The sequence below is a fragment of the Kangsaoukella pontilimi genome (genome assembly GCF_009830125.1).
Classification (GTDB): Bacteria; Pseudomonadota; Alphaproteobacteria; order Rhodobacterales; family Rhodobacteraceae; genus Kangsaoukella; species Kangsaoukella pontilimi.
On record NZ_WUPT01000003.1, the window covers coordinates 154,263 to 179,749 of the forward strand.

At 67.5% G+C, this 25,487-nt stretch carries 21 protein-coding genes; 6 read left to right on the forward strand and 15 right to left on the reverse strand.

What is annotated here, in order from left to right; all coding sequences use genetic code 11:
- Positions 1–46: 46 nt before the first annotated feature.
- From GQ651_RS16300 to GQ651_RS16315, 4 genes are all read right to left on the reverse strand, one after another.
- A complete protein-coding gene (locus GQ651_RS16300) occupies positions 47–4,345 on the reverse strand; it encodes a translocation/assembly module TamB domain-containing protein (RefSeq protein ID WP_160765341.1) in 4,299 nt (1,432 codons plus the stop codon).
- Entirely contained in the window at positions 4,345–6,153 is a 1,809-nt protein-coding gene (locus GQ651_RS16305) for an autotransporter assembly complex protein TamA (protein ID WP_227258311.1), read from the reverse strand. Before GQ651_RS16305 ends, GQ651_RS16300 begins: the two co-directional genes overlap by 1 nt.
- A gap of 64 nt (positions 6,154–6,217) precedes the next feature.
- Positions 6,218–7,540: a mechanosensitive ion channel family protein gene (locus GQ651_RS16310; RefSeq protein WP_160765342.1), complete on the reverse strand. Its 1,323-nt coding sequence runs from the start codon at positions 7,538–7,540 to the stop codon at positions 6,218–6,220.
- Between the two features lie 46 nt (positions 7,541–7,586).
- Positions 7,587–8,120 (reverse strand): hypothetical protein, encoded by a 534-nt coding sequence (locus tag GQ651_RS16315; RefSeq protein WP_160765343.1) that lies wholly within the window; start codon positions 8,118–8,120, stop codon positions 7,587–7,589.
- Positions 8,121–8,194: 74 nt separating this feature from the next.
- Here GQ651_RS16315 and GQ651_RS16320 point away from each other — a divergent pair, with 74 nt between their 5' ends.
- Complete coding sequence (locus tag GQ651_RS16320; protein WP_160765344.1) at positions 8,195–8,722, forward strand: hypothetical protein; 528 nt, start codon at positions 8,195–8,197, stop codon at positions 8,720–8,722.
- Positions 8,722–8,967, forward strand: a complete 246-nt coding sequence (locus GQ651_RS16325) for a helix-turn-helix domain-containing protein (RefSeq protein WP_160765345.1) — start codon at positions 8,722–8,724, stop codon at positions 8,965–8,967. Before GQ651_RS16320 ends, GQ651_RS16325 begins: the two co-directional genes overlap by 1 nt.
- On the opposite strand, the gene panB is transcribed toward GQ651_RS16325, so the two are convergent.
- The 3 genes from panB to GQ651_RS16340 are packed head-to-tail and all read right to left on the reverse strand — an operon-like array spanning position 8,964 to position 11,147.
- Entirely contained in the window at positions 8,964–9,779 is an 816-nt protein-coding gene (panB, locus tag GQ651_RS16330; RefSeq protein ID WP_160765346.1) for a 3-methyl-2-oxobutanoate hydroxymethyltransferase, read from the reverse strand. The genes GQ651_RS16325 and panB overlap by 4 nt on opposite strands.
- On the reverse strand, positions 9,776–10,639 hold the full coding sequence (gene panC, locus GQ651_RS16335) for a pantoate--beta-alanine ligase (protein WP_160765347.1): 864 nt from the start codon (positions 10,637–10,639) through the stop codon (positions 9,776–9,778). Before panC ends, panB begins: the two co-directional genes overlap by 4 nt.
- A gap of 31 nt (positions 10,640–10,670) precedes the next feature.
- Positions 10,671–11,147 carry a DM13 domain-containing protein gene (locus GQ651_RS16340; RefSeq protein WP_160765348.1) on the reverse strand — a complete coding sequence of 159 codons (477 nt, stop codon included), beginning with the start codon at positions 11,145–11,147 and terminating at the stop codon, positions 10,671–10,673.
- A 486-nt stretch (positions 11,148–11,633) separates the two neighbouring features.
- Between GQ651_RS16340 and GQ651_RS16345 the strand changes: the two genes are divergently transcribed.
- Positions 11,634–14,132: a GcvT family protein gene (locus tag GQ651_RS16345; RefSeq protein WP_160765349.1), complete on the forward strand. Its 2,499-nt coding sequence runs from the start codon at positions 11,634–11,636 to the stop codon at positions 14,130–14,132.
- The gene (locus GQ651_RS16350; RefSeq protein WP_160765350.1) at positions 14,095–14,940 is read left to right on the forward strand and encodes a hypothetical protein; all 846 of its coding nucleotides are present in this window, start codon (positions 14,095–14,097) and stop codon (positions 14,938–14,940) included. Before GQ651_RS16345 ends, GQ651_RS16350 begins: the two co-directional genes overlap by 38 nt.
- A gap of 522 nt (positions 14,941–15,462) precedes the next feature.
- Here GQ651_RS16350 and GQ651_RS16355 read toward each other — a convergent pair.
- A complete protein-coding gene (locus GQ651_RS16355) occupies positions 15,463–16,608 on the reverse strand; it encodes an alkane 1-monooxygenase (RefSeq protein WP_160765351.1) in 1,146 nt (381 codons plus the stop codon).
- 31 nt (positions 16,609–16,639) lie between these two features.
- The gene (gene mutY / locus GQ651_RS16360; protein WP_160765352.1) at positions 16,640–17,701 is read right to left on the reverse strand and encodes an A/G-specific adenine glycosylase; all 1,062 of its coding nucleotides are present in this window, start codon (positions 17,699–17,701) and stop codon (positions 16,640–16,642) included.
- 82 nt (positions 17,702–17,783) lie between these two features.
- On the opposite strand from mutY, the gene GQ651_RS16365 reads away from it, so the two are divergent.
- Positions 17,784–18,290, forward strand: a complete 507-nt coding sequence (locus GQ651_RS16365) for a DUF721 domain-containing protein (protein ID WP_160765353.1) — start codon at positions 17,784–17,786, stop codon at positions 18,288–18,290.
- Between the two features lie 13 nt (positions 18,291–18,303).
- Positions 18,304–18,942: a DsbA family protein gene (locus GQ651_RS16370; protein ID WP_160765354.1), complete on the forward strand. Its 639-nt coding sequence runs from the start codon at positions 18,304–18,306 to the stop codon at positions 18,940–18,942.
- A 150-nt stretch (positions 18,943–19,092) separates the two neighbouring features.
- Here GQ651_RS16370 and lpxK read toward each other — a convergent pair whose 3' ends face one another.
- From lpxK to GQ651_RS16400, 6 genes are all read right to left on the reverse strand, one after another.
- Complete coding sequence (lpxK, locus tag GQ651_RS16375; protein ID WP_160765355.1) at positions 19,093–20,082, reverse strand: tetraacyldisaccharide 4'-kinase; 990 nt, start codon at positions 20,080–20,082, stop codon at positions 19,093–19,095.
- The gene (locus tag GQ651_RS18815) at positions 20,082–21,344 is read right to left on the reverse strand and encodes a 3-deoxy-D-manno-octulosonic acid transferase (RefSeq protein ID WP_319637479.1); all 1,263 of its coding nucleotides are present in this window, start codon (positions 21,342–21,344) and stop codon (positions 20,082–20,084) included. Before GQ651_RS18815 ends, lpxK begins: the two co-directional genes overlap by 1 nt.
- Positions 21,341–21,586, reverse strand: a complete 246-nt coding sequence (locus GQ651_RS16385) for a DUF4170 domain-containing protein (protein WP_160765356.1) — start codon at positions 21,584–21,586, stop codon at positions 21,341–21,343. Before GQ651_RS16385 ends, GQ651_RS18815 begins: the two co-directional genes overlap by 4 nt.
- 46 nt (positions 21,587–21,632) lie before the next feature.
- Positions 21,633–22,418, reverse strand: coding sequence for a 3'(2'),5'-bisphosphate nucleotidase CysQ (locus GQ651_RS16390; protein WP_160765357.1), 786 nt, complete (start codon positions 22,416–22,418; stop codon positions 21,633–21,635).
- Positions 22,405–23,748, reverse strand: coding sequence for a TldD/PmbA family protein (locus tag GQ651_RS16395; RefSeq protein ID WP_160765358.1), 1,344 nt, complete (start codon positions 23,746–23,748; stop codon positions 22,405–22,407). Before GQ651_RS16395 ends, GQ651_RS16390 begins: the two co-directional genes overlap by 14 nt.
- A gap of 116 nt (positions 23,749–23,864) precedes the next feature.
- The gene (locus tag GQ651_RS16400) at positions 23,865–25,364 is read right to left on the reverse strand and encodes a DUF2125 domain-containing protein (protein WP_160765359.1); all 1,500 of its coding nucleotides are present in this window, start codon (positions 25,362–25,364) and stop codon (positions 23,865–23,867) included.
- Positions 25,365–25,487 lie beyond the last annotated feature (123 nt).

The window sequence follows — 25,487 nt, forward strand, 5'->3', positions numbered from 1 at the left end:
CTGTTCAAAATGTAACACTTCGGCGGTTCAATTCCAAGAAGCGCGCTCAGTAATCTCTTTCGAAGAAGATGCCAATGGACGTATCGCCAGTATTCGACGCACCGCCTCTTACCGTGACAGACGGTGTCAGGTCGAGGTTCAGGTTCAACTGCGTCTCGCCTTCGGCATCGACGGTGACATCCGTGTAGATCGTGTCGCTCAGATATGCGCCGGCGCGCACCTCGGTATTGCCGTCGGCATCCGTGGTCACGTCGAAATCGGCCAGCCCCGCGCCGTCGCGGACCCGTCCCACCAGACCCTCGCCGCCCTGACCGGCGAGCGTCCTGACCGCCAGCGCCAGCCGCGCCGCCTGGAAGGGCGACAGCGTGTCCAGCCCGCGTCCGAACAGAAGCCGCGCCAGCACCTCTTCCTCGGGAAGTTCGGGTTCGGACACGAACTCGATCTCGGGGTTCGAGGCGGGGCCCGAGACGACCACGCTGATCCGGAACTCGTCCTTCTGCGTGGTCGAGACGATGCGGATCACGGGCACGAACGACCCCTGCATGGTGATCGTCGCCTCTTCGATGGCAAGCCGCTGTCCGAGGATGTCCAGACGCCCCCGGATCAGATTGAACGCACCTATGGGCACCACGTCGGCGCTGGTCCCGGTAATGCGCAGGCTCCCGCCGAATTCGCTGTCCAGGCCACGGCCCCGCACGAAGATCTGGTTCGGCGCGTTGATGCGGATATCCAGAGGATAGACCGGCCCGCCGCCCCGCTCGGCGCTGGCGGTCTGGATCAGGCCCGCGCGCGCGCGGGTGCCGCGCACTGGCGGCGGCTCGTTGATATGGACGACTTCTGGGATCGCGCCCGTGCCCCCGATGGACGAGGACGGGATGCGGATCGTCGTCTCGCCCAGGGCCAGATCGCCCGCGATGCGCGCGCCGCCGGTCAGCGGTCCCGCGATGGTCACCGCACCGTTCACGGTCGTCTCGTAGAGCTGCGGGTCGGTCAGCACCAGATCGGCCAGCCTGATCGTCAGGTCCGTGCCGAAATTGCCGGACAGCGTAATCGGCCCCTCGACGGACAAGCGCCCGCCCGCGTCACCCACTGCGACCAGCGACAGCCCCGCGCGCCCGCCGGACAGCCGCGTGTTGCCCCTGATGTCGTTCAGGATGATGCCGAGCGCGGGCAGTACCAGCCGCGCGCCCTCGGTCGTGACGTCGCCCGACAGGCTCTCAAGCGCGGGTGGCCCCTGCAGCGTCAGGTCGAAACCAGCCGTGCCCGCGATCGAGCGGGGCTGGATGAAGCTGTTGGCAAGGCCGAGGGGCGCGGTTCCGTCGATGTCGATATCCACCGTGGCGAAATCGGGCGCCGCGCCACCCTGAACCGTGGCCCGCGTGCCGCCCGGTCCGGTCGCGACGATATCGACGCTGTAATCGCCCCCGGCCGAGGCCTGCCCGATGGTGCCCGCGACGGTGGCGGGCCCGGAAAAGCCCGGCACCAGCGGCGCAAGGTCCGCCAGCCGCCCGTCGATCTCGATAGCGCTGCCGTCCATGCCAAGCGCGCCGTTTGCACTGACGTCCAGAAGCCGGGTGGTCAGCTCGAGCGTTCCGATGTCGATCGAGGTCTCGCCCGTCCGCGCAGCGTCGAGGACAAGGGACAGATCACCGGCCAGTAGCCGGTCGGCCTGCGCCTGTCCGATGGACAGCCCCGCGCCGTTGGCGTTCGCCGCCAGATCGAAGCGCTGCAAATCGCCGGAGACTTCGCCCTCGGCGGTCAGCGCCAGCCGGCCCGTCAGCGGGCGGTTGGCGAGGTCCGAGAAGATCGACAGATCGCCCGCTTCGGCCTGAAGCCGCCCGGCCAGCGCCCGCGCCGGTCCCGTAGGATCAAGCGCAACGCCCGTCGCGGATACCCGCGTCTCCGGCCCATCGGCGCTGATGTCGAAATTCCAGTCGCGCCCGTCCCGGCGCGTCTCGGCCGCGAAGGTGAGCGGCCCCTCGGGCGCGCCCTGAAGCAAGAGCCGTGCATCTGTTACACGGCCCGAGACGCGGGCGTCCCCGGCCGAGGCGGTGATCGTGCCATCGGCCTCCAGAAGCAGGTTGTCGCCCTCGATCCTTGTGTCCCGCACGGAATAGACCTCGCCCGCCCGCGCCCCGTCGATCACGAAGGTGACGGCACCTGCAAGCAGGCGGTCGGCCTCGGCGATACCGGTGACGATATCGGTGGCCGTGCCGTCCAGATTGCCGTTGATCCGGCTCAGATCGGCCAGCACCTCGCCCGCGAACCGGGTGTCGATGCTGCCGCCAAGCCCACGCCCCGCAAGTTCCGAGAAATCGGACAGGTCGTCCGCGGCGAAAATGCCCGTAGCCTGCACCAACGGTGTGCCGAAGAGGTCGCGAGCCGTGCCTTCCGCGTCGATCCGCGTCCCTTCCAGCCCGCCATTCGCGCGCCATGCCCAGATCTCGCCGTCCTGCTCGGCGGCGGCGGTCAGCCGGACGGGGCCGGTCACCTGCGGCAGGATCAGCGCCGCATCGGCAAGGCTGGCCGAGGCCGAGACGGTCGACGCCCCGCTCTGAAGGTTCGCCTGCCCGGTCAGGCTGGCATTCGGCGTCTCGAGAGTGTCGAGCGTGGCGCGGATACCCGCCTCGTCCCGCGCGGCGGTCAGGTCCAGCCGCGCCTCGCCGGCAAGGATGCGGTCCGCCTCGGGCTGGCTGACGATCAGGTCGGTGGTCGTGCCGGTCACAGTGACATCGAAGAACCCGGCCAGCGGCTCGGCGTCGAAACGGCTTTGGACCGCCACCGCGCCTCCGAGGGGGCGCTGTGCAAGCCCCGAGAAGACCGACAGGTCGTCCGCCCTGACCTCAGCCTCGCCCGTCACATCGACCCCGTTCTCCGAGGTCGATACGGTGGCCGAGCCCGTCAGCGAATAGGTCTCGCCCTGAATGGCCAGACCGGTCAGGCGCACCGGCTCACCCGTGGCCCAGGTGATGTCGGCACCGCCCGTGACACGCTCGCCAAGGGCCTCTTCGGCGTCGGGATTGCCAAGGTCCAGCCGTGTCGCCTCGACATCCAGATTTGCGGTGACGGCTGCCGCGTCTCCGCCGCGGATCTGGCCTGTGCCGTCCAGCGTCAGCGTCTCGGCCGAGAACCCCGCGCGGTCCAGTCCGTCGATCGAGAAGACGCCGGTCCAGCGGTCGCCCTCGTCGGCATCGAAATCGACGTCGAGCGCGATGCGGTCCACCCGCGTCTCGGGGCCGGTCAGCGGCAGCAGAACCGGGCCGCCTGCCGGGTCGGCCACGGTGCCTTCGATGTCGATCCGTTGCGGCAGCCCGCCTGCCGCCAGAAGCACCTGCCCCGACAGGTCGAGCGAGGCGGCGCTGACGCTGAGATCGTCCAGTGCGGTGCGCCCGTCCTCGAACGTGGTGATCCGCGTGCCCAGAACGACGTTCTGACCGAAAAAGGCCTGATACTCGGGCGCGAAGATGGGCGCGATATCGCCCCGGATATCCGCCAGTACACGCAGCGCCGCACCGGGCGTGTCCTCGGGTGTTTCGGTCTCGATCCGCCCGGTCAGCCGCTCTTCCCCGTCGGTGGCCAGCCGGATGTCGGCGGCATAGGCGTCGATCGGGGCCTCGCCCGTGACCGCAAACGCGACCGACGGCCGGCCCGGCAGGTCGATCAGGTTGGCGACGATGCCATCCGGCCCTTCTTCCAGCGAGAGGTCCAGCGCCAGAACGCGGCTTTCGTTGCTATAGCCCGCGTCCAGCGTCAGCGATCCGGGCGCGTTCAGCCGGGTGATGTCCAGATCCGCCGCGCCATCGCCATCGGCAAGGCTGAGGCTGCCTTCGACCGAGGCCACCGTTTCGGCCCCGAAGACCGGCTGACCGATCTCGACCCGCTCGGCGGCGATGCGGCCTATATTCACGCTGACCGGCAGTTCCGGCAGCGAAAAGCCCGACGCCTCGGGCGCGGGCGCATCGGTCGCCTCGGCCGGGGCGGGCAGGCGGGGCAGAAGGATGCTTGCGGCGGAAAGCTCGTTCACCTCAAGCCGCCCGCGCAGCAGCGCCGCGCGGCTCCAGTCCAGCGTCACGTCCTCCAGCGTCAGCCAGATGCCGTCAGGGTCCGAAATCGTCATCGTCTCCAGCGTGGCCGTGCCGCCCAGAGCGCCCGCGAAACCGGTGATCCGCACGTCCCGGCCTTCGCCCGAGAGGTTGTCTTCGATCAGGTTTTCAAGGAACCCGCCGGGGTTTTCTTCGGCCTCGGCGGACTCATCATCGCTGCCGAAGATACGGTCGAACAGACCCTGAGCCGCCAGAGGCGTGGCGGCGAGAGAAAGCGAAAGGGCAAGCCAGAGCGCGCGCATCAGAACGCCTGCCCGATGCCGATATAGACGTAATAGTCCGACGCCTCGGTATCGCCCGAGACCGGCACCGCGACATCCAGACGGATCGGCCCGATCCCCGTGTTGTAGCGCAGACCCAGCCCCGCGCCCGCGTGGCTGTCGCCTGAGAAATCGGGGAAGGCCTCGGTGCCGATATAGCCGTAATCGTAGAAACCCACGACCTCGATGGCCTCGGTCACGTCCGCGCGCAGCTCGACGCTTGCGCCGAAGAAACTGCGCCCGCCGGTGCGGTCGTCGCCGCCAAGATCGACGGCAAGCGACTGGTAATCCTGTCCGCGCACGGTGCCGCCGCCGCCGGAATAGAAGCGATAGAAGGGCGGGCTGTCGAGCAGGTCGGGCCCGGCCAGCGACCCAAGCTGCAGCCGCGTGGCGAAGGTGAAGCTTTCGTTTTCGCCGAAGCTCTCGTAACCGCGCGCGTCCAGTTCGGTTCGGAGGCCCGCAGAGGTGCCCGAAATGCCGTAGAAGGGCGTCATTTCCAGATCGACGAAATACCCGTCCTTGGGGTTCAGCGGGTTCCGCCGCCGGTCATAGACCGCGCCAAGGGGGGCGGTGATCAGGCTGTAGGTCTCGGTCCCGAAATCGTCCTCGACCTCGGAATAGAGATAGCCCAGCCCGAAATCTACGGTCAGGTCATCGGTCGCGTAGCGGGTGAAACCCAGCGTGAACTCGACGGTGTCTGACGTGAAATCCGGCTCGTCCAGAAGCTCGACCCCGAAGGTCGCGAAGAGGTCCACGTCGGGGCGTGGGGTGGCCGGGCGCTCGTAGCGGACACCAAGGTCATAATCGACCCCGCCGGTCTCGCCGCCGATGCCCGAGATCTCGGTATCCACGCGGAACCGCTCGGCCCCGCCCAGGAAATTCCGGTGCAGCCAGAACCCCGAGAGCGTCGCGCCCTCGATGGTGCTGTATTCCGCGCCGAAGCCGAAGCGGCGGGGCGTCTGTTCCACGACCTCTATGGTCAGCGGCAACCGGTCGCCCGGCGCGACCTCGTCCCCCTCGACAACGCGCACCGACCGGAAGGACCCCGTGCGGCGCAGGCGGCGCTCGGCGCGACGCAGCTCGTCGGGGTCAAAGGTGCGGCCCTCTTCCAGACCGGCGATCGTGCGGATGCGGCGGGTCCGCACGTCTTTGTTGCCACTGACGCCCACTGTGCCGAAGCTCAGCCGGGGACCGGGGGCCAGACGCAGCGCGGCGTCCACCTCGCGGGCGTTGTGACGGGCCACGATCCGCTGGTCGGACACTTCGGCCTTGGCGTGACCGGCCTGCCGCCATGCCTCGATCGCGGTGTCGGCAGCCTCGCGGATGGCGTCAACGCCGGCGGGCTCGCCGCGCGCGAACTCCTCGGGCAACTCGGTCTGCTGGGCGAGCGGCGCGGCCCCCACATTCGAAAAGCGGTAAAGCGGGCCGGGCAGCACCCGCGCCACGATAAGGTCGATCTCAGGCGGGTTCGCCAAGGGCGGGATCGTCGCTGCCTCGCGCCCGTCGACAAGGATGTTCACAACCCCGCCGAAGCGTCCGTCCTGATAGAGCGCGGCAAGGATGCGCTCGTAATCCGCGCGGGCGTCGGCCAGAAGCTCCTGCACGTCGGTCTTTTCGGTCCGCGCGGCCTCGGCCAGAAGCGACGCGGCGAGGATCGCGTCGGTCACCTCGGACGGGACCGAAGACGGGATCTCGAAGCGGATTTGCGTGTCGGCCAGCGCCTGAGACCCCAGAACCAGACCGGCAAGCAAGGCGGCGATCCGCCCTGTCGAAAGAACACTGGATACCATCAACCCTGTCCGCCCCAACTGCATGATTGACGAATATAGCGTTCCTGACGGAACTGACAGGGGGTCAATCCGTCTCAGGCAAGGGCTTGCCAGTGTCGAGCAGTTTGACCTCGCGCTGCGGGAACGGGATCGAGATGCCGTTTTCCTTGAAACTGTCCCAAAGTGCCAGGAACACGTTGCCCCGGATATTGGTCAGCCCGCCGGACGGATCGGTGATCCAGAAGCGGAGGATATAGTCCACGGAACTGTCACCGAAGCCCACGATGTGACAGACCGGCGGGCGCGTCGCCAGCACCCGGTCGCAGCTTGCCGCGGCCTCGACCGCCAGCTTGCGCACCTTGTGCGGATCGTCGCCATAGGCAGTGCCGAAATAGACGTCGAGCCGGACGAAGTCGTTGGAATGGGACCAGTTGACCACCTGCCCGGTGATCAGGTCTTCGTTCGGGATCAGGTATTCGCGCCCGTCCCGCGTGGTGATAGACACATATCGCGCGCCGAGCGCGTTGATCCAGCCGAAGGTCTCCCCGATGGAGATCACGTCGCCCGGTTTGATCGACTTGTCGAGAAGGATGATGATCCCTGAGACAAGGTTCGACACGACCTTCTGCAAGCCGAAGCCCAGACCGATACCGATGGCGCCCGACAGGACCGCCAGACCGGTCAGGTCGACGCCCACGATCTTGAGGCCGAGGAAAAACGCGGCGCCGAACAGCATGATCTGCAGGAATTTGACCGCCAGAACCTGCATCGAGGGCGAGATGTCCTCGTTCGCGCGGATGCGCGAGGCGGCGGTCGACTGAATGAGCCGGGCCCCGGTGACCAGCGCGCCGATGACGATGGCGGCCGTGATGACCGTCAGGACCGACAGCCGGAAGTCGCCGATCTCGATGGCGAGGCTGTCAAGGAAGCGGCTCACATCCTCGACAATGCCGAGATAGTAGAGCGTGACATAGATCCACAGGAACCACGTCACGATCCGCCTCAGGAACGGATTGCGCACCAGCCGCGCGGCAAAGCCCACCAGCAGGATCGCCAGCGAGATCGTGCCCACAAGTTCCAGCAGAAACCGCCGCGAGACGAAGGGCGTGACCTCGGACATGATGGCGGCCGAGATCCAGATGAGCGCGGTGAAGATGATCAGCCCCAGCCGCCGGTTCACCAGCAGAAGCGCGCGTAGCTGCCATTTGGGCCGGCCTTCAAGTGTGTGCATCCACTCGCGGACCCGCGGCTTGATCGCCCGCGTCAGGACCCATGCCAGCGCGATACAGAGGATCAGGATACCGATCTGGTATAGGCGCGACGGCAGGAGCAGCAGTTCCGCCTGAAGCATCGCGGTTTGCCAGAAGGCCTGCACCTGTTCGCTGATCGCGGCGAGTTCCTGTTCCATGCCTCAAGGTTGCAATGCCGCACGGGCAGGAGCAAGCGAAAGCCGCTCAGAGATCGGGGCAGGGGGCGGCATCGACCCCGGCGGCGTTCAGGATGTCGGCCACCGGCGCACGCCGGATGAGCGGACGGAAGGGGCCGTCTGGCGTGCTTCTGAGGCCCACGTCGAATGTCGCGCCATCCTCCGGCCCGTCGCCAAGGGTGCAGGCCGTCACCTCGACAGTGAGCGACCCGGTCGTCCCGTCGGAGTCCGCGGCCTCCCACGCGCGGATCAGGCCCTGCACGTCGCGAAAGGCAGTCAGATCTTCGGGTGCCACGGAGTAAAGCGTTGTCCCGCCCTGCCGCTCTTCGGCCAGCCGGACGCCGATGCCCGCGCTTTCCCCGTCGGCGGCGCTGGCTTTCAGGCTGAGCGTCACGCCTGCGGGTGCCACGGTCACCCCCTCGGGCAAATCGACCGAGACGGCGAAATCGGCCGGGTCGGCCTCGAGCGGCGAGACGCCCATGAGGCCCGCGACCGTCGACGGCACAAGGCTTCCGCAGGCAGCAAGAACGAGAGCGGCGGGAAGCCACAGAAAACGGGTCATCTGGGGGAATTCCTCTTGATGGATAAAAAATTTAATGCAAGACAGTAAAAAATACTTGAAAGAGGAAAAGTCAAGTGAACTTCGAGAACAGATTGCCCCGCGTCCTCTATGCCGCAAGCTGGGCGGCGCTGATCCTGTTGCCCGTCTCGTTGATCTGGACGGCTGCGGCAGGCGGGCTGAGCCGCAGTGCTCTGATGCGGGCGCTTCCCGACGTGCCGGTGACCGATGCGCTCTCCGACAACGCGGTCCTTCTGGCGCTGGCGCCGGCAGCGATCGGGGTGGCCGCGATGTGCTTCGTCCTTTGGCAGATGCAGGCGCTGTTCCGGCTCTTCTCCGAAGGTCAGGCGCTGACCATGCCGGCGGCGCTCCGGATCAGGCGGATCGGTCTGGGCCTCTTGGTGGCCGGGCTTGCCGGGCCGGTGCTGCGTCCGCTGCAAATCCTGATCCTGACTTCGGCCAACCCGCCGGGCGAGCGGATGCTGGCCCTTGGCATCGGGTCGTCCGATGTGGGCCTCCTGCTCGCCGCCGGGCTTCTGACCGTGATCGGCTGGGCCATGGCAGACGCGGCGTGGGTCGCGGAAGAGAACCGGGGCTTCGTCTGATGGAAATCGTGGTCCGGCTGGACGTGATGCTTGCCCGCCGCAAGATGCGGTCCCGCGAACTGGCCGAGCGGGTGGGCATCACCGAGCAGAACATCAGCCTTCTGAAATCCGGCAAGGTCAAGGGCATCCGCTTCGAGACGCTGGCCCGCATCTGCGAGGCGCTCGACTGTCAGCCGGGCGATATTTTGGAGGCCGTGCCGGGCGAGGGCATCGACACCGTCGACCTCGCCCGCCGTGTGTCCTAGCGGTAGACCTGATCCTCGGTCGGGAAGCTCCGGTCGCGCACGTCGTCGGCATAGGCTTTGACCGCGTTCTCGATCTCGTCCAGCAGATTGCCATAGACCTTCACGAACTTGGGCGGCGTGCGGTTCAGCCCCAGCATGTCTTCGAGGACGAGGATCTGCCCGTCGCATTCGGCACTTGCCCCGATCCCGATGGTGGGGATGTCGATCTGCTTGGTGATCTTCGCGGCAAGCGGCTCGACCATGCCTTCCAGCACGACGGCAAAGGCGCCCGCCTCGGCAACGGCGCGGGCGTCTTCCTCGTGAGCGGGCCATGTGTCTTCCTGCCTGCCTTGCGTCTTGAAGCCGCCCATGACGTGGCTCGACTGGGGCGTGAGCCCGGTATGCGCCATGACGGGGATGCCGCGTTCCACGAGGAAGTTAATGGTCTCGGCCATCCGCGCGCCGCCTTCGAGCTTGACCGCGCCGCAGCCGGTTTCCTTCATGATCTTGGCGGCGTTGCGGAAGGCCATGTTGGGGCTTTCCTCATAGGTGCCGAAGGGCATGTCGACGACGATCAGCGCCTGCTTCGTGCCCCGCACCACCGCGCGCCCGTGCATGATCATCAGGTCCAGCGGCACGCCCACGGTGGTCTCCATCCCATGCATCACCATGCCGAGGCTGTCGCCCACGAGGATGAAATCGGCATAGCGGTCCACGATGGCCGCCGTATGCGCGTGGTAGGACGTCAGCGAGACGATGGGCTCGCCCCCTTTCCGCGCGGCGATCTGCGGCACGGTCTTGCGGCGGACGGGCTTGGCGGGTTCGGTGCTCATGGTGTGATCTCTTTCTGATCGATCAAAAGGACGGTGTCGTCGCCCGAGCCGAACTCGACCGACATCATGATGGCGACAGGGCCGATGATCCGGCCGGTGATCGGGATGAAGGTGGCCGGGTCCACCATGTCGAAGGCACGAAGGCGGCCCGAGGTCTCGCCGTGGACCATGTCCCCGGCCATGGCGGCGAGGTCTCCGGCCACCGTGATCCGACCGCTGGTCAGCGCCTCTTCGGCTTCGGTCAGGACGCGGTAGAGGATGCGCGCCTCTTTGCGGTGCTCCGGCGACAGCCGGACGTTGCGGGAGGACATGGCCAGCCCGTCATCCTCGCGCACCGTGGGCACGCCCACGACGGCGGTCGGCACGTGGAGGTCGCGCGCCATGCGCCGGATGACGGCAAGCTGCTGATAATCCTTTTCCCCGAAATAGGCCCGGTCGGCGCCCGCGATATTGAAGAGCTTGGTCACAACGGTGGCCACGCCCCGGAAATGGCCGGGCCGGACCTGACCGTGAAGGACATTGGCGAGGCCCGTGGTCTCGACGATGGTCTCGTCGCCAGGCGGATACATCTGCTCGACGGTGGGGATCAGCACCGCGTCGACGCCGCCGCTTGCGAAGAGGGCGAGATCGGCCTCCTCGGTCCGGGGGTAGTTGTCCAGATCCGCCGCCTGTCCGAACTGCGTCGGGTTGACGAAGATCGTCGTCACGACACGGTCGCATTCCGCCCGCGCCCGCGTGACCAGCGCCATGTGGCCCGCGTGGAGCGCGCCCATGGTCGTCACCAGACCCACGGATTGCCCGGCCTCGCGGAAGGACGCGATCTCGGCGCGGAAGTCGGAAATGCTGCGGCACAGTCTCATGGGCGCGTGATACCGGGCGGCGGGCCGGGCCTCAAGACGAAGGCGAAAGCGGCGCGGGCGAGAACAGGACGCCGAACTGCTCGCACCAGATCACGACCGACCGGAACCGGGCCGTGTCGGTGCCCGGCGGAACCGAATAGGCCTGATCGCCGATATTGCCCTTCAGCTGGCCGAGCGCGAGCCATTCCGCCCCGGTGACATCCGACGATGCGGCCGGGTCGGGATGGGCCGAGAGCCAGACTTCGAGGTCGGGGCCATTGGTGACCTGGAATTCGGAGAGCTGGACTTCGACCCCGCCCGAGGGCAGCGCCACCAGCCGTGCCGTGCCGGAGCCCCGATGCGCCGCGTCGGCGTCGCGGAAGGCGCCCGAGGCGAGGACCTCTGCCACGGTCAGGCGCTCTTCGACGACTTCGTCGAAGAGGAGGGGCGAGAAGGCGTACCAGAGAAAGGCCCCTGCCGGCGCGCCCACGACGGCGCCGGCAAGGAAGATGGCGAGGGTTCTGAGCATGAGGAGGGCTCCTGGGGCGCGGCTGGCGGAAGTCTGATCCCGGCGGCCCCACCTGTCGAGGAAAAAGGGATTGCGCCGGGGCTTCGCCCCGTCGCGCTGGGCGGCTGCATGCGCAGCCGCAGGGGCGAAGATCGTGACGATCTTCGGGACCGAATGCCGGTGGCATTCGGTTGGTCGGGGTAAGGGGGCTTCGCTTGGAGCCATTTGCAGAGTGTTTTGCATAGCTTTGTCGGCTGTCCGCGAATGCTACGGGCATTCGCTTTGGGCCTCTCGAAGATCGCCTTGCGATCTTCTGCCGGCTATTCGCGAATATCTGCGATATTCGCTCTAGGGGCTTCCGCGCCCGGCGCTTCGCGCCTCCCCCGAGGATATTTTCGAACAGGCGAAGGGGGAGGTCGCTTTCGAGACATGCCGTGTCGGATGGCTCTGACGCAGGGGGCGGCTTTGGGGTTAAATCGCGGCCAATACCGGGAAGGGAATCGGACCATGAAGACCCATGTGAAAGCTCTTGTTGTCGGCGGTGGCGCGGTCGGCACCTCGATCGCCTATCATCTGGCCAAGGCGGGCTGGCAGGATGTGATGCTGCTGGAGCGGGACGAGCTGACATCCGGGTCCACATGGCACGCGGCGGGTCTTCTGCCCTATTTCAACATGTCCTACGCCACGACCCATATCCACGACTATTCCATCAAGTACTACAAGACGCTGGAAGAAGAGACCGGCCTCAATCCCGGTTTCTACGTGGTGGGCAACCTGCGCATGGCGCAGACCGACGCGCGCATGGACGAATACATGCTCTATGCCTCCACCGCCGAGACGGTGGGCGTGCCTTATGAGTGGATGACACCCGATCAGATCAAGGAGCGCTGGCCGCTGGTCCGGACCGACGACCTGAAGGGAGCGATTTATCATCCGACCGACGGCTACATCAATCCGGCCGACGTGACGCAGGCCATGGCCAAGGGCGCGCGCCAGAGGGGTGTCGTGATCGAGCGGAAGTGGCAGGTCGATGGTTATGAGTGGAAGGGCGACCACTGGGACGTGACCGTCACGAAGATGGTCGAGAAGGGCGGCAACCTGATCCCCTCCGACGAGCAGGTCGTGATCCATGCCGAGCATGTCGTGACGGCCACCGGGAACCACTCGCAACGGACGGCCAAGCTCCTCGGCATCAAGATCCCCGCCATCCCGGTCGAGCACCAGTATATCGTGACCGAGCCCGACCCCGCGCTGGTCGAGTACCGCAAGACTATGCCTGAACACCCGGTCCTGCGGGACGCCGACGCAAAGTGGTATGTCCGCGAGGAGCGGGGCGGCTGGATTCTGGGGCCCTACGAGGAGGGCGCGCCCGCGCGGTTCAGCTACTCGGTCCCGGACAGTTTCCGCGCCGACCTCTTCCCGCTCGATCTGGAGCGGATCGAAGAGGAATACATGTCCATGATCCACCGGATCCCGTCCTCGGAAACGGTCGGTCTGAAGGACGATTTCAACGGCCCGATCTGCTACACGCCGGATGGCAACCCGCTTCTTGGCCCCGCGCCGGGCCTCCGCAACATGTGGCTGGCGGAAGGGTTCTCCTTCGGGATCACGGCCGCGGGCGGCACCGGCCATTACCTTGCCCAGCTCATGGTCGAGGGCGAGGCCGAGATCGACATGGCAAGCCTCGATCCCAAGCGCTACGGGTCCTGGATGACCACGGAATACGGCGAGCGGAAGAACGAGGAAGCCTATTCCCACGTCTACATCCTGCATCACCCGGACGAGGAACGCCCCGCCGCGCGCCCGCTCCGGACCGCCCCCGCCTATGACCGGCAGAAGGCCGAGGGCGCGCAGTTCGGTCAGGTCAATGGCTGGGAGCGGCCGAATTATTACGGACCCAAGGACGCGCCCGAGACCTTCGACCACGACGCGCGCTCCTTCCGCCGGGGCGGCTGGTGGCAATACGCCGTGGACGAGGCAAAGGCGATCCGCGAGGGGGTTGGACTGATCGACGCCACCGCCTTCACCAAGCATCTCGTGCGCGGGCCGGGGGCGACTGCTTTCCTCGACTGGTTCACCACGAACAAGCTACCCAAGGTAGGCCGGATCAACCTGACCTATGCGCTGACCGGCCACGGCACGACGCGCACGGAATACACCATCGTCCGGCTGGCCGAGGATGCGTATTACCTGGTCTCGGCGGGCGCCTGGACGGCTTATGACGCCGATTATCTGCTCAAGGCGGCAGAAGACAAGCGCGAGGAATTCGGCTGGATCGACATCCACGATGTCACCACCCAATGGGGCGTCTTCGCCATCGCCGGGCCGAAATCGCGCGACGTCCTGAACGAACTTGTCCGCGACGCCGAGCCGGACACGGTCCTCTCCAACAAGCGCTTCCCCTGGCTCAGCTACCGCGACATCGAACTGGGCATGTGCCCGGTCCGCGCGGTCCGCGTCGCCTATACGGGCGAGCTTGGTTGGGAGCTTCATCACCCGATCGAGATGCAGCGTTATCTCTGGGACAAGCTGATGGAGGCGGGCGCGAAGCACGGGCTGAAGCTGGTGGGCGCGCGGGCGCAGAACTGGCTTCGTCAGGAGAAAAGCTACCGCGCTTTCGGGACCGAGCTTGGACGCGATGCGACGCCGCTCGAGGCCGGGCTGGACCGCTTCGTCGACCTCGACAAGGACTTCCACGGCAAGGCGAAGATGGTCGAGACCGGCATCCGCGCCATGTGCGTGACGCTTCTGATCGACGGCCCCGACGACACCGACCCCTGGGGCCGCGAAGCACTCTATCACGGGGATGAGCGGGTGGGCCGCCTGACCTCGGGCGGCTATTCCGTGGCCTTCGGCAAGTCCATCGGCATGGGCTATGTGAAACCTGAACTTGCCAAACCGGGCACGAAGCTGAAGGTTCTCATTCAGCGTCGGCTCTGGGACGCGGAAGTGACGGAAGACAGCCCCTATGACCCCGGAAACGAGACCATCCGCAAAGACGGCTGACACGGACACACGCTGGCGCGCCCTGATCGGCGCGCTGGCCGCGCTCGGTCTCATCCTGTCGGTTCTCTCGTGGAATCCGCTCGCCCGCGTGGCCTCGGCCGAGGCGCGGGCGACGCTGGCGTCCACGGTAACGGTCTATGCGGGGCTGAGGTCGCTCAACGCATTCCTCTCCACCGCGCAGGAGGTCGAGGTCGGCGGCTCGCTGGTGGTGCAGGGCTCGGTCCAGCCACTCAAGACGCTGGAGCCTATCGACGACACGGTGGAACGGGTGGCGGCGGTGGTGCTGACACTTTCGGTCGCCTCAGGCCTGCTGGCGCTTGGCTTCGGGCCTTTGTCGGTCATCGGCTTCGCGGTGATGCTCGCGGGCGTCGGTCTCCGGCAGACCTCCCCCGACCTCGCCCGGCGCTGCCTCGCCACCGGCGCGCTGGTGGCGCTGATCCTGCCCGCGTCCTTCGCGGTCTCTGGCGTGGCTGGCGATGCGATGACCCGCGCGGTCTGGGCCGAGAACACGGCCATCCTCGACCGTATCCGGGGCGAGGTGGGCGAAGACGGCCCCGTCGGTGCGGCTCCGGCTGCCGCGGGCGGCACCGGCTTCTGGTCCTGGCTCACCGGAGACGACACGGCGACCGAGGCCGCGCGAGGCGAGACCCTCGGCACCGTCGCCCGCTACCGCGAGGTGGCCAGCGTCCTCTGGTCGGAATCGGGTGCGCTTCTCGAAAGCTACGTCTCGATCCTCGCGGTCTGGCTTCTGAAACTGGTGGTGCTGCCGCTCACCCTTATTCTGGTGGCGGTCCGGTTGATCCGATAGGCGCGACACCGCCGCCCCGATCCGGGCAAAGGCCCGGCGGGGTCGGTCACGTCTCTCTCTGCTTGAAGATCGCCTGATCCGGAGAACCGGAGACAAGTCAAACCGGAAAACAGCGGCGCCGCTGAAAAACGGCCCTCCTGAGTGTCCTGAAGCGCCTTTGCCAGAGACGCCGTCATTGGCCGGTACGGACGAACGCGAGGCGATGCCCCCCGCGCGAGGAACCGAAGGGACCGGGGCGTCACCCCCAGACGGTCGTAGCTACGGCAAAGGGGTATACGCCCCAACCCCTCACAACCGGTAACCCGACCGCACGCTCTTCGCCTGTTCGTAAATATCCCGGGGGAGGCGCAAAGCGCCGGGGGCAGAGCCCCTAGAGCGAATGCAGAATGCATTCGAGGACAGCCGGCAGAAGATCGCAGCGCGATCTTCGAGAGGCCCAAAGCGAATATCGCAGATATTCGCGGTACCCGATTTTCGCTCCGAAAATCGGCCCCCCGCGACCCGCAAAGCGGGGCGCAACACCTATCGGGGCATGGGCGTGGACATCGTGTTATACGCGCTCCAGTCCACGATCTCGGGATAAAACTGCCGCCGCCAGGCGCGTACGCGCGGGTTCATCCGCGACCGCCAGAGGCGCGGGAAAAGCGCCATCGTCGTCATCACCGCATAGCTGTAGGGAAGCTGCGGCGCCTCGTCGGTATCCCGCGACTGGAGCAGCGGAAAGCGTCGCGCGGGCTTGTAGTGGTGGTCCGAATGCCGCTGAAGATTGATCAAAAGCCAGTTCGTCGCCTGATGATCCGCGTTCCACGAATGCTGAGGTCCCGTCGGCTCATAGCGCCCGTCGCCCAGATGCTTCCGCGTCAGCCCGTAATGCTCGACGTAATTGACCAGCTCCAGCTGCCAGATCGCCGCCAGCGCCTGAAACGCGAAGAGCACCACACCCCAGACCCCGCCCGCCAGAAGCGCCAGCGTCAGAAACCCGAGCTGCAAGGCGCCATAGGTCCAGAAGGCATTGGCCCGATTCCAGACCGGCAACCCCTTCCGCGCCAGCTTTGTCCGCTCTGCGTCCCAGGCCGAAGTCAGCCCCTGCCGCAGCACGCGCAGGAAAAACCGGTGGAAGTTCTCGTTATAGCGCGCCGTCACCGTATCCTTGGGCGTCGCCACGTATCGGTGATGCACCAGCAGATGCTCCGACCGGAAATGCCCGTAAAGCGCCATTGCCATCAGGATGTCGCCCAGCCAGCGCTCGACCCGGCTCGGCTGGTGCATCAGCTCATGAGCATAGACGATCCCGATCGTCCCGCTCATCACGCCGAGGCCGAAGGCGATGCCCAGTTCCTCGTACCACGCGGTGTGGTCGGTCGCCGCGAGGTAGTACAGGACGCCGAAGATGGTCGCCCCCTGTACCGGCGCCCAGATCAGCGTGATCGCCCGATGCCAGAAGAGGTTGCCGTCGGGCGTCCCGGGGTCGACCACCCGCGGCGCGAGGTTCAGGAACGTGTCCACCATCCCGAACAGCGCCCATGTCGAGACCGGCACAAGGAAGATGACCCAACCGCCATGGACCGCCGCCAGCCAGACGACCGGCACCAGCATCAGCGACAGCCAGAAAGGCGCCGCATTGGCAAGGCCGGTCCGCGCCGGCATGGGGGACAGCGTGTCGCTCATGACCGCGATATTACCGCACCCGCCCGGCGGCTCAATTCTCGACCGCAAGGTCTGACGCAAGGTCAAAGGCCTTCCGCATCACTGTGGGCAGGTCGCTTGGCCGGAACCGCTCGCGGGGAAGGAAGGTGCCGCGCTCCGGCGCCGCCGTCATGGCGACGTCTGCGCGGTAGAGCTTCAGCCTCAGGTGGAAATGCGTGAAGGTGTGGCGCACCTCGCCCGGCACTTCGCGCCAGTCTGCCGCCACAGGCGGCGTGCCGGCCTCCGGCTCTTCCCGCCACTCGGTCCCCGGCCAGCCCAGCATGCCCCCCAACAGACCCGACGGCGGGCGGGTCTCCAACAGCCACGCGCCGTCCTCCCGCCGAGCCAGCCACGCCGTGCCCAGCCGGATCGGCTTGGCCTTCTTGGGGGTCTTCCGGGGCAAGTCCGCCGCGATCCCCTGCAAGCGGCCCGCGCAGCCCTCCTGCCACGGGCAGATGCCGCAGGCGGGAGATCGGGGCGTGCAGATCGTGGCGCCAAGGTCCATCACGGCTTGCGCATAGTCTCCTGGCCGTGCCTCGGGCGTCAGCGCCTCGGCCAGCGCGGTCAGCTCCGGTTTCGCCTCGGGGAGCGGCGTGAGGACGGCGTAGCGCCGCGCCATGACCCGCTCCACATTCCCGTCCACCACCGTGGCAGACCGGTTAAAGGCGATGGCGGCGATGGCCGAGGCGGTATAGGGGCCGATCCCCGGCAGGGTCAGAAGAGCCTCGCGCGTGTCGGGGAAGCGCCCGCCGTGGTCGGCCACCACCGCCCGCGCGCATTTCAAGAGGTTCCGCGCCCGCGCATAGTATCCAAGCCCCGCCCATTCGCCCATGACGGCCTCGTCCGGTGCGGCGGCAAGGTCCGCGACCGTGGGCCAGAGCGCCGTGAAGCGCTCGAAATAGGCGGTAACGGCGGCCACCGTGGTCTGTTGCAGCATCACTTCGGAGAGCCAGACGCGGTAGGGATCGGGCCTGACGCCCTGCCGCCGCGCATCGGGTCCGACGCGCCAGGGCATCCGGCGCGCATGGGCGTCGTACCAGTCCAGAAGGGCTGCGGTTGCGGCGGGGTCACGCAATCTTTATGTCTCCGTCAGCTTCAGGGCTGGCATCACGGCCACCGGCCCTTAGAATGAGAGCCGAAAGGCAGAAGGCAAGGCGATGTCTGTAAAAGGACGCAAATCGGGGTTCAAGCGGGCGGCGACGCTGCTGCAGTCGCGCATCCGCACGGCGGGCGAGACGCGCGGCTTCGCGGTCACGCGTCTTCTGACCCATTGGCCCGACATCGTCGGCCCCGATATCGCCCGCGCTGCGCGCCCCGTCGAGGTCAGCTATGGCCGGGGCTTTGGCGCGACGCTCACCGTACTGACCACCGGGGCCGAAGCGCCGATGCTGGAGATGCAGAAAGAGACGATCCGCGAGCGTGTGAACGCCTGCTATGGCTATGCCGCGATCTCGAAGGTGCGCCTGACCCAGACCGCCGCCACCGGGTTCTCCGAGGGCCGGGCGGATTTCGAATACCGTCCCGCCGGCAAGGAGCCGGCCGGGCCCGATCCCGAGACGCTGCGCCAGGCCGACGAGGCCGTGGCGGATGTCGCCAATGACGGTCTCAGGGCGGCCCTGGGCCGGCTTGGCGCCAATATTCTTACCCAGTCGAAACAACATTGAAGGTTCCCACACCATGACCAGACCCATGACGGCCCTCGCCGCCTTCGTTCTGACGGTCTTCGCGGCCCTCGCGCTCGTCGCCAGCCCGGCCCAGGCCCAGGACGCCGACGTCGATACCAGCGGCATCGTCGAGATGACCATGGGCGATCCCGATGCGCCCGTGACGGTGATCGAATACGCCTCTTACACCTGCCCGCATTGCGCACGTTTCCACGCCGATACGTTCAAGCAGCTCAAGGCCGATTACATCGACACCGGCAAGGTGCATTTCATCTACCGAGAAGTCTATTTCGACCGCTTCGGCCTCTGGGCCTCGATCGTCGCGCGGTGCGGCGAGGGGGCGGAGAACCGCTTCTTCGGCATCACCGACATGCTTTACGCACAGCAGGGCGACTGGGCGCGGCAGGATGATCCTGCCCAGATCGTCGAGCGGCTGCGCCGGATCGGCAAGACTGCCGGTCTGACGGACGGGCAACTGGACCAGTGCCTGACGGATGCCGACAACGCGCAGGCGCTTTATGCGCGCTGGCTCGAGCTGGGCGAAGAGGACGGGATCGACTCGACGCCGTCTTTCGTCATCGACGGGCGCAAATACGCGAATATGCCCTATGCCGAGATGTCCGAGCTGATCGACAACGCCGTCGGCGGCTGATGGGCGGCGCCGAAGATCGTCACGATCTTCGGCACGAATGCCAACGGCATTCGCTTCAGGGGCTTCCGCCCCCGGCGCTTTCCGCCTCCCCCGAGGATATTTTGAAACAGGCGAAGGGGCCGGTGTGTCGTCAGAACGCCCGGCCTTTTCTCATGGGAGGGCGCCGATGCGTCTGAGCGCGTCGTCGAGCGGGTCGGGGGTGTCGAGATGGAGCCGGACCGGCACCGTCAGCACCTTGGTCCGGAAGTCAGGCGGCAGGCGCACCGCGTCCTTTTCCGTGGTGACGAGCTGGGCGACGAGCGCCTTGGCCTCGATCTCGAGCCGTTTCATCAGGGCATCGGTCAGGGGCTGGTGATCCTCGAGCGCCTCGGCGCGGATCACCTCGGCGCCAAGGCCTCTGACTGTGCGGAAGAACTTGGCCGGGTTGCCGATCCCGGCGAAGGCGAGAACCCGTAGGCCCTCCCAGGGCATGCCCGTGGGGAGCGGGCGGAGTTCCCCCGTGACGCGCGGCACGGTGACCGCGCTGCCCCAGTTCCTCGTGAAAGCCTCCTGCGCTGCCGCGTCCCCGATTGTCAGCAGGATATCCGCCCGCGCCATCCCGGCGGCCACCGGCTCGCGCAGGGGGCCGGCGGGCAGGACGCGGCCATTGCCGAAGCCCGCCGACGCGTCGGCCACGACGATGGACAGGGTCTTGGCAACTGCGGGGTTCTGTAACCCGTCATCCATGACGATCACCCGGGCCCCCGCCGCCTCGGCGGCGCGGGCGCCCGCGGCCCGGTCTCGCGCGATCCATGTGGGCCGGAACGCAGCCAGCAGGAGCGGTTCGTCGCCGACATCTGCGGCGCTATGGGTTCGGGGGTCCACCTGGTCCGGGCCTTCCAGCCGCCCGCCATAACCGCGGGACAGAAAATGCACGCCGTCGCCCAGACGTTCCGAGAGCGCGATGGCGACGGGCGTCTTGCCCGTGCCACCGACCGAGATGTTGCCGACGCAGATCACCGGGCAGGCGGTCGTCACCTCGGCAGGCCGCGCCACGCGCCGCGCGGTTGCGCGGCCATAGGCCCAGCCAAGCGGTGCCAGCAGGCGCGCGCGGAGCGCAGGTGTGTCGGGCGGGCTCTGCCAGAAGTCGGGCGCACGCATCATACGGCCTCTTTCCCGGCAAGGGCGAGGTCCAGCCGCTCGACAAGCGCCTCGACGACATGGGCGCTTTCCGAGGTGGCGGACCATCCGGCATGGGCCATCGCGGCCACCTTGTCGGGGGCCAGCAGGTCGTAGACCGCATCGGTCAGCGCCGCCGCGTCCGGGATCCGGCGGCTTGCCGATGCGGCGGCCAGCCGTTCGAAGCGCCAGGGCGCGTCGCCAAGCGCGGGACCGTGAAGGACCGCACAGCCGAGCGCCGCCGGCTCGAACGGGTCGGGCGGCGGCGCCTCGCGCGCAACGAGGGTGCCGCCGAGATAGGCGACCGGCGCGAGGCGGTACCAGAGACCCAGCTCGTCAGGGCGGTCGGCCAGGAATATCTGCACGGTCTCGTCGGGGACCTCGCCCGCCGAGCGGAGCGCGGTGCGCCAGCCCCGCGCCTCGAGCGAGGCTGCGATCCCGGCGCCGTCCTGCGCGCGGTCCGGCACGAGGATCAGAAGCAGGCGGTGCGACGCCTTGAGCGCCCTCCGATGCGCGGCCTCGACGGGGGCGAGGTCATCGGCGCTTGCCTCTGCGGCCAGCCAGATGGGCCGGCCCTGAAGTGCTGCCTGAAAGCGGTCGCGCTCGCGCTCGTTGCACGGTAGCGCAAGGGTGGTGTCCGACAGCGGGCCGGTCACGCGTACCTTCGCGTGGTCCAGATGCTTGCGGAAGGCTTCGGCCTCGGCGGCCGAGGGCGCGAAGACCGCCTCGAAATTCTCGACCAGAGACGCAGGAAGAAGACCCAGCCGCCCGCCCGTCGTCTCGCCCCGCTTGGCGGCGGCGAGAAAGAGCGGAATGCCCCTCCGCCGCGCCTCGTTGATGAGCGCGGGGCGGTCGGGCGCGCCGAGGATCACGCCCATATCGGGATGCCAGTGATCGAGAAACCGCGCGACCGAGCCCTGCGTGTCCCCTGGCGCAAGTTGATGAACCGCGTTCCGCCGCGCGGCAGGCGTCAGCGCGCCCGCGTCCTGCGTAGTGGCGAGGCCGAAGACCGGCTCGCCCCGCATCTCGGACAAGGCGTCGGTCAGCGCGGCGATGACGCCGCATTCCGCCGGGTGGCGCGCATGAAGCCAGAGGACCAGCCCCTCGGGCCGCGCCTCGGTCGGCTGGCCCAGCCGTTCGGTCGCGCGTTCGGGCGGCGCGGCTGGCGCGCCTTTGACCGTATCGGTCAGGCGTCCGGCGGCGTAGAAGAGCCGCGAAAGAAGGCGCGGCCGTGGTCCTGTCAGGAGCCCAGCTCCTCGGTCGAGGACGCCGCCGCCTCTTCGTCGCGCAGCCGGTGCAGATGGGCGATATAGTAGCGCATATGCGCGTTATCGACGGTGCGCTGCGCTTCGGACTTCCATGCGTTGTAGGCGGTCTCGTAGCTGGGGAAGATGCCGACGATATGGATGTCGTCCACATCCTTGAAGACGTTCTTGGTGGGATCGACGAGTTCGCCGCCGAAAACGAGGTGCAAGCGCTGTGTCATTTGGCCTCCGATGCTTGCGGCCAAGCTATAGGACCGCCCGGGGGGGTCAAGCGGCGCCGGGGCGCGCCAGTCGCCGGACCGCGTCGTCCACAAGGCCCGCGCCGCCCGCCAGAACGCCCGCCGTCTGCCGGGACGGTGCGTTGAAGGTCAGGGGGCGCCCCAACCGGTCGCGGACGGCCGCGCCGGCCTCTTCCACGATGACCGCGCCGGCGGCGATGTCCCATTCCCACGCGTTCCGTAGCGTCATCATCGCGTCAAAGCGTCCCTCGGCCACAAGCGCCATGCGATAGGCGAGCGATGGGCGGAAATGCCGGGTTACCTCGGGCGGGGTCTCGGCCCAGAATTCGGGCGCGAAGGTCACGCGGGGGGCGAGGATGTCGGCCCCGTCCAGCGCCGGTGCCGCACGCGCGGTGAGCGCCGCGCCGTTCAGGGCCGCGCCCTTTCCCGTCTCGGCGGTATAGAGCTTGTCGCGTACCGGCAGGAACACGACGCCTGCCACGGGCCGCCCGTTCTCGGCAATGGCCAGCGAATGCGCCCATGTGGGCTCGCCCTTCACGAAGCTGCGGGTACCGTCGATGGGGTCCACGATGAACACCCGCTCTGCCTTGAGCCGCGCGCTGTCGTCCTCGGTTTCCTCGCTGACCCAGCCATAATCGGGGCGCGCCGCCAGAAGGCGTTGTCGCAAATGGCGGTCCACCGCGAAATCGGCCTCGCTGACAGGGTCGTCGCCGCCCTTGTCCCAGACCTGAGGGTCTTCGCGCCAGAAGCTCCGCGCGATCTCGCCCGCCTCGTGGGCGGCGTCGATCAGAAGCGCAAGGTCACTCCCCGGCAATCGTCAGCCCCTCGACAAGCAGGGACGGCACCACGCGCGAGGTCCAGTGGCGTGCGTCATTCGCAGGCACGATGCCGGCCAGCATGTCGCTCAGGTTGCCTGCGATGGTGCATTCGTTCACCGGATAGGCGATCTCGCCGTTTTCGACCCAGAAGCCGCTGGCGCCGCGCGAATAGTCGCCCGTTGTGGCGTTGATCGACGAGCCGATGAGCGACGTGACCAGAAGGCCCGTACCCATCTCGGCCAGCAGCCCGTCGCGGTCCATGTCACCTTCGGTCAGCGCGATGTTCGAGACCGAGGGCGAGGGCGGCGAGGACGGCCCGCGCGCGGCATTGGCGGTGCTGGTCATGCCCAGTTTCCGCGCGGTGGCGAGGTCCAGCGTCCAGCCTGTAAGCACGCCGTCCTCGACGATGGCGCGGCGCGCCGTGGGCAGCCCCTCGCCGTCGAAGGGTTTGGACGAGCCGACGCGCGCGCGGTGCGGGTCTTCGATGATCGAGAGGCCCTTGGGCAGAACCTGATCCCCCAGTCGGTTCCTGAGCCAGCTCGACCCGCGTGCGATATTCCCGCCATTCGCCGCCTGCAGGAGGTGGCCGATCAGGCTGCTCGCCACGCGCTCGTCATAGACGACCGGATAGGCGCCGGTTTTTGGGCGGCGCGCACCGGCGCGGGCCAGTGTCCGCTCGGCTGCGATCCGTCCGATGGTCTCGGCATCGGGCAGGTCGGCGCGGTAGATGCGGCTTTCACCGTAGTAATCCCGCTCCATGCCCGTGCCTTCGCCGGTGATCGCCACGGCGGACGCGCCATGCGAGGTCCGCTGGTAGCCACCCGAAAACCCGTTCGATGCGGCGAGGTGAATGGTCGAGCGCGAGAAATACCCAGCCGAGGATTGCACCTGCGAGATGCCCTCGTGAGACAGCGCAGACGCCTCGGCGGCGCGTGCCACGTCTTCCAGTTCGGCGGGCGCGGGGTCCGCGGACGGGTCGCACAGGTCGAAGGCGGCGATATCCCAGTCGCGGGCGATCTGGTCGGGGTCGGCAAGGCCGATATGCGGGTCCTCTGGCGCGATCCGGGCCATGTCGATAGCGCGGCCCGCGATCTCGTCCAAGGTCTCGGGTCGGGTGTCGGAAGCGGACACACAGGCCTGCCGCTTGCCAATGAGAACCCGGATGCCGATTTCGATCCCCTCGGCGCGCTCGGCGTGTTCAAGGGCACCGTCGCGCACCTCGATCGAGAGAGAAGTGCCCGCGCTCGCCACGGCGTCGGCGGCGTCCGCCCCCTTGGACAGGGCTGCGTCGATCAGGTCGGCGGTCAGGCGGTCAAGGTCGGTCATCGGTGTCTCCGGCTGGGCCGCGGCCGCGTGGGCCGCGTCAGGATGCACCTAGTCCGTGGCGGCTTGTGCCGCAAGGGCGGCGGGGTGCCGGAACACCCTGCCGCGTGCTGCGGTCGTCAGAACGGAAGCGCACCGCCATTGGCCAGAACCTGGCCGTCCTCGGTGACCTCGATCTCGGACACGTAGCTGTCGTCGCCATCGGGCCGCGCGAAGAGGCCCAGCATCATGCGGCCCGCCATCGCCTGTTCTTCCGGCAGAAGGCCCATCGACACGAGCGTGTCGATCAGCTGGTTCGCGCCGGTCAGCGCCAGGTTCGCCTTGCCCACGGGCTGGGGCGTGTCGCCCGAATTGTCGAACTCGAACGCCCCGTCGCCGGTCAGGCGCGCGCCCGCGATCGACAGTTCCAGCGCGTTGATGTCGAGGCTTTCCAGTTCTCCCGGAACCTCGGGCGTATCGCTGTCGGCGTAGTCCGGGGCGGTGATGTCCTCGGTCAGCATGGCAGAGCCGCCAAGGTCGATGACCAGCGTTGCGGGATCGCGCGAGATCGCGCCCATCGGATCGAAGAGGCTCCAGAGCATGTCGTCGATCTCGAGCCCGACGAGGCGCATGACAAGCGCGAAATCCTGCGGCTCTTCCCCCGGCACCAGCGGCATCCGGAAGACGCCGCCCGACTCGGCCAGCCGGAAGGTCAGCGGCGGCAGCGGGAATTGCGATCCGCCCACGGTGATCGTGGTATTGTAGGTGTTGCCGCCGTAGTTGATGCCGTTCTCGTCCAGCGCGCCCTCGATATTGCCGCGCTCGGCGGCGGCGGCCATCTCGAAGCTGCCGTCGGGTCCGTCGAAAGACACTGTATATGTCACGGGGCCATGGGTCGCCGTGCCGGTCTGGCGCGTGCCCGAGGCGATCATTTCGGCCAGCGTCGCACCCGCCTCGATGGGGGCCATCGTGCCGATCGTGGTCTGATCCAGATCGGCCATGGAGAGTGCGAAGAACCCGCTGCCCTCGCCATTGCCGCTTTCGTCCGAGAAGCGCACGTCCATGTCGAAACCGGCCAGCGTCGACCGGCTTTCATAGCTGCGCGGCTCGCCGTCGCCCAGGGCCACATAGCCTGACATCTCGGTCAGACGCATGTCCATGGTGATGGGGAAGTCCTCGGGCATTTCGGGGCCGGTCATCGTGAACTCGCCCACCGACATCAGCGGATAGTCGAAGTCGTAGCGCAGCGTCTCGCGCGGGCCGCTGGCGGTCATGGTCGCACCGGACTGGCGGAGAACCATGCCGACCGAAGCCTCGTCGCCGTCTTCCGTGACCACGTCGATCTGCATCGGGACCGTTTCCGCCATGCCGATCCGGACCGCGCCGTCGCCGATATTGGTGAAGGTCAGCGTGCCGAGCTCCATGTCGAAGGCGCCGTCGGGCATTTCGGTCGAGACGGTGACGTCGGTCACCGTAAGCGTTTCGCCCGAGCGGCTTTCCGCGCCGATTTCCAGCGTGGCACCGTAATTGGTGATCAGCGTCTGCCAGTCGGCCCAGACTTCTTCCGGGGTGACGGCGAAGGCGGGCGAGGTGGCGAGCGCCAGAACGGCGGTCAAAGGGGCGGCTTTGCGAAAATACATGATCAGGTCCGAAAATTGTGGGGTCGTGGTAAGGCTCGGCGCCAGATTTCAGAGGCGCCCGCATGGGGTCAAGTTCTGCCTGTCTTCATGGTGGCAGACGGGTTAAGCGTGACCGGGATAGCA

Coding starts and splice junctions, on each gene's coding strand:
- GQ651_RS16300 (WP_160765341.1), bottom strand. CDS start 4,345: ATGCGCGCGCTCTGGCTTGCCCTTTCGCTTTCTCTCGCCGCCACGCCT.
- GQ651_RS16305 (WP_227258311.1), bottom strand. CDS start 6,153: ATGGTATCCAGTGTTCTTTCGACAGGGCGGATCGCCGCCTTGCTTGCC.
- GQ651_RS16310 (WP_160765342.1), bottom strand. CDS start 7,540: ATGGAACAGGAACTCGCCGCGATCAGCGAACAGGTGCAGGCCTTCTGG.
- GQ651_RS16315 (WP_160765343.1), bottom strand. CDS start 8,120: ATGACCCGTTTTCTGTGGCTTCCCGCCGCTCTCGTTCTTGCTGCCTGC.
- GQ651_RS16325 (WP_160765345.1), top strand. CDS start 8,722: ATGGAAATCGTGGTCCGGCTGGACGTGATGCTTGCCCGCCGCAAGATG.
- panB (WP_160765346.1), bottom strand. CDS start 9,779: ATGAGCACCGAACCCGCCAAGCCCGTCCGCCGCAAGACCGTGCCGCAG.
- panC (WP_160765347.1), bottom strand. CDS start 10,639: ATGAGACTGTGCCGCAGCATTTCCGACTTCCGCGCCGAGATCGCGTCC.
- GQ651_RS16340 (WP_160765348.1), bottom strand. CDS start 11,147: ATGCTCAGAACCCTCGCCATCTTCCTTGCCGGCGCCGTCGTGGGCGCG.
- GQ651_RS16345 (WP_160765349.1), top strand. CDS start 11,634: ATGAAGACCCATGTGAAAGCTCTTGTTGTCGGCGGTGGCGCGGTCGGC.
- GQ651_RS16350 (WP_160765350.1), top strand. CDS start 14,095: ATGACCCCGGAAACGAGACCATCCGCAAAGACGGCTGACACGGACACA.
- GQ651_RS16355 (WP_160765351.1), bottom strand. CDS start 16,608: ATGAGCGACACGCTGTCCCCCATGCCGGCGCGGACCGGCCTTGCCAAT.
- GQ651_RS16365 (WP_160765353.1), top strand. CDS start 17,784: ATGTCTGTAAAAGGACGCAAATCGGGGTTCAAGCGGGCGGCGACGCTG.
- GQ651_RS16370 (WP_160765354.1), top strand. CDS start 18,304: ATGACCAGACCCATGACGGCCCTCGCCGCCTTCGTTCTGACGGTCTTC.
- lpxK (WP_160765355.1), bottom strand. CDS start 20,082: ATGCGTGCGCCCGACTTCTGGCAGAGCCCGCCCGACACACCTGCGCTC.
- GQ651_RS16385 (WP_160765356.1), bottom strand. CDS start 21,586: ATGACACAGCGCTTGCACCTCGTTTTCGGCGGCGAACTCGTCGATCCC.
- GQ651_RS16395 (WP_160765358.1), bottom strand. CDS start 23,748: ATGACCGACCTTGACCGCCTGACCGCCGACCTGATCGACGCAGCCCTG.
- GQ651_RS16400 (WP_160765359.1), bottom strand. CDS start 25,364: ATGTATTTTCGCAAAGCCGCCCCTTTGACCGCCGTTCTGGCGCTCGCC.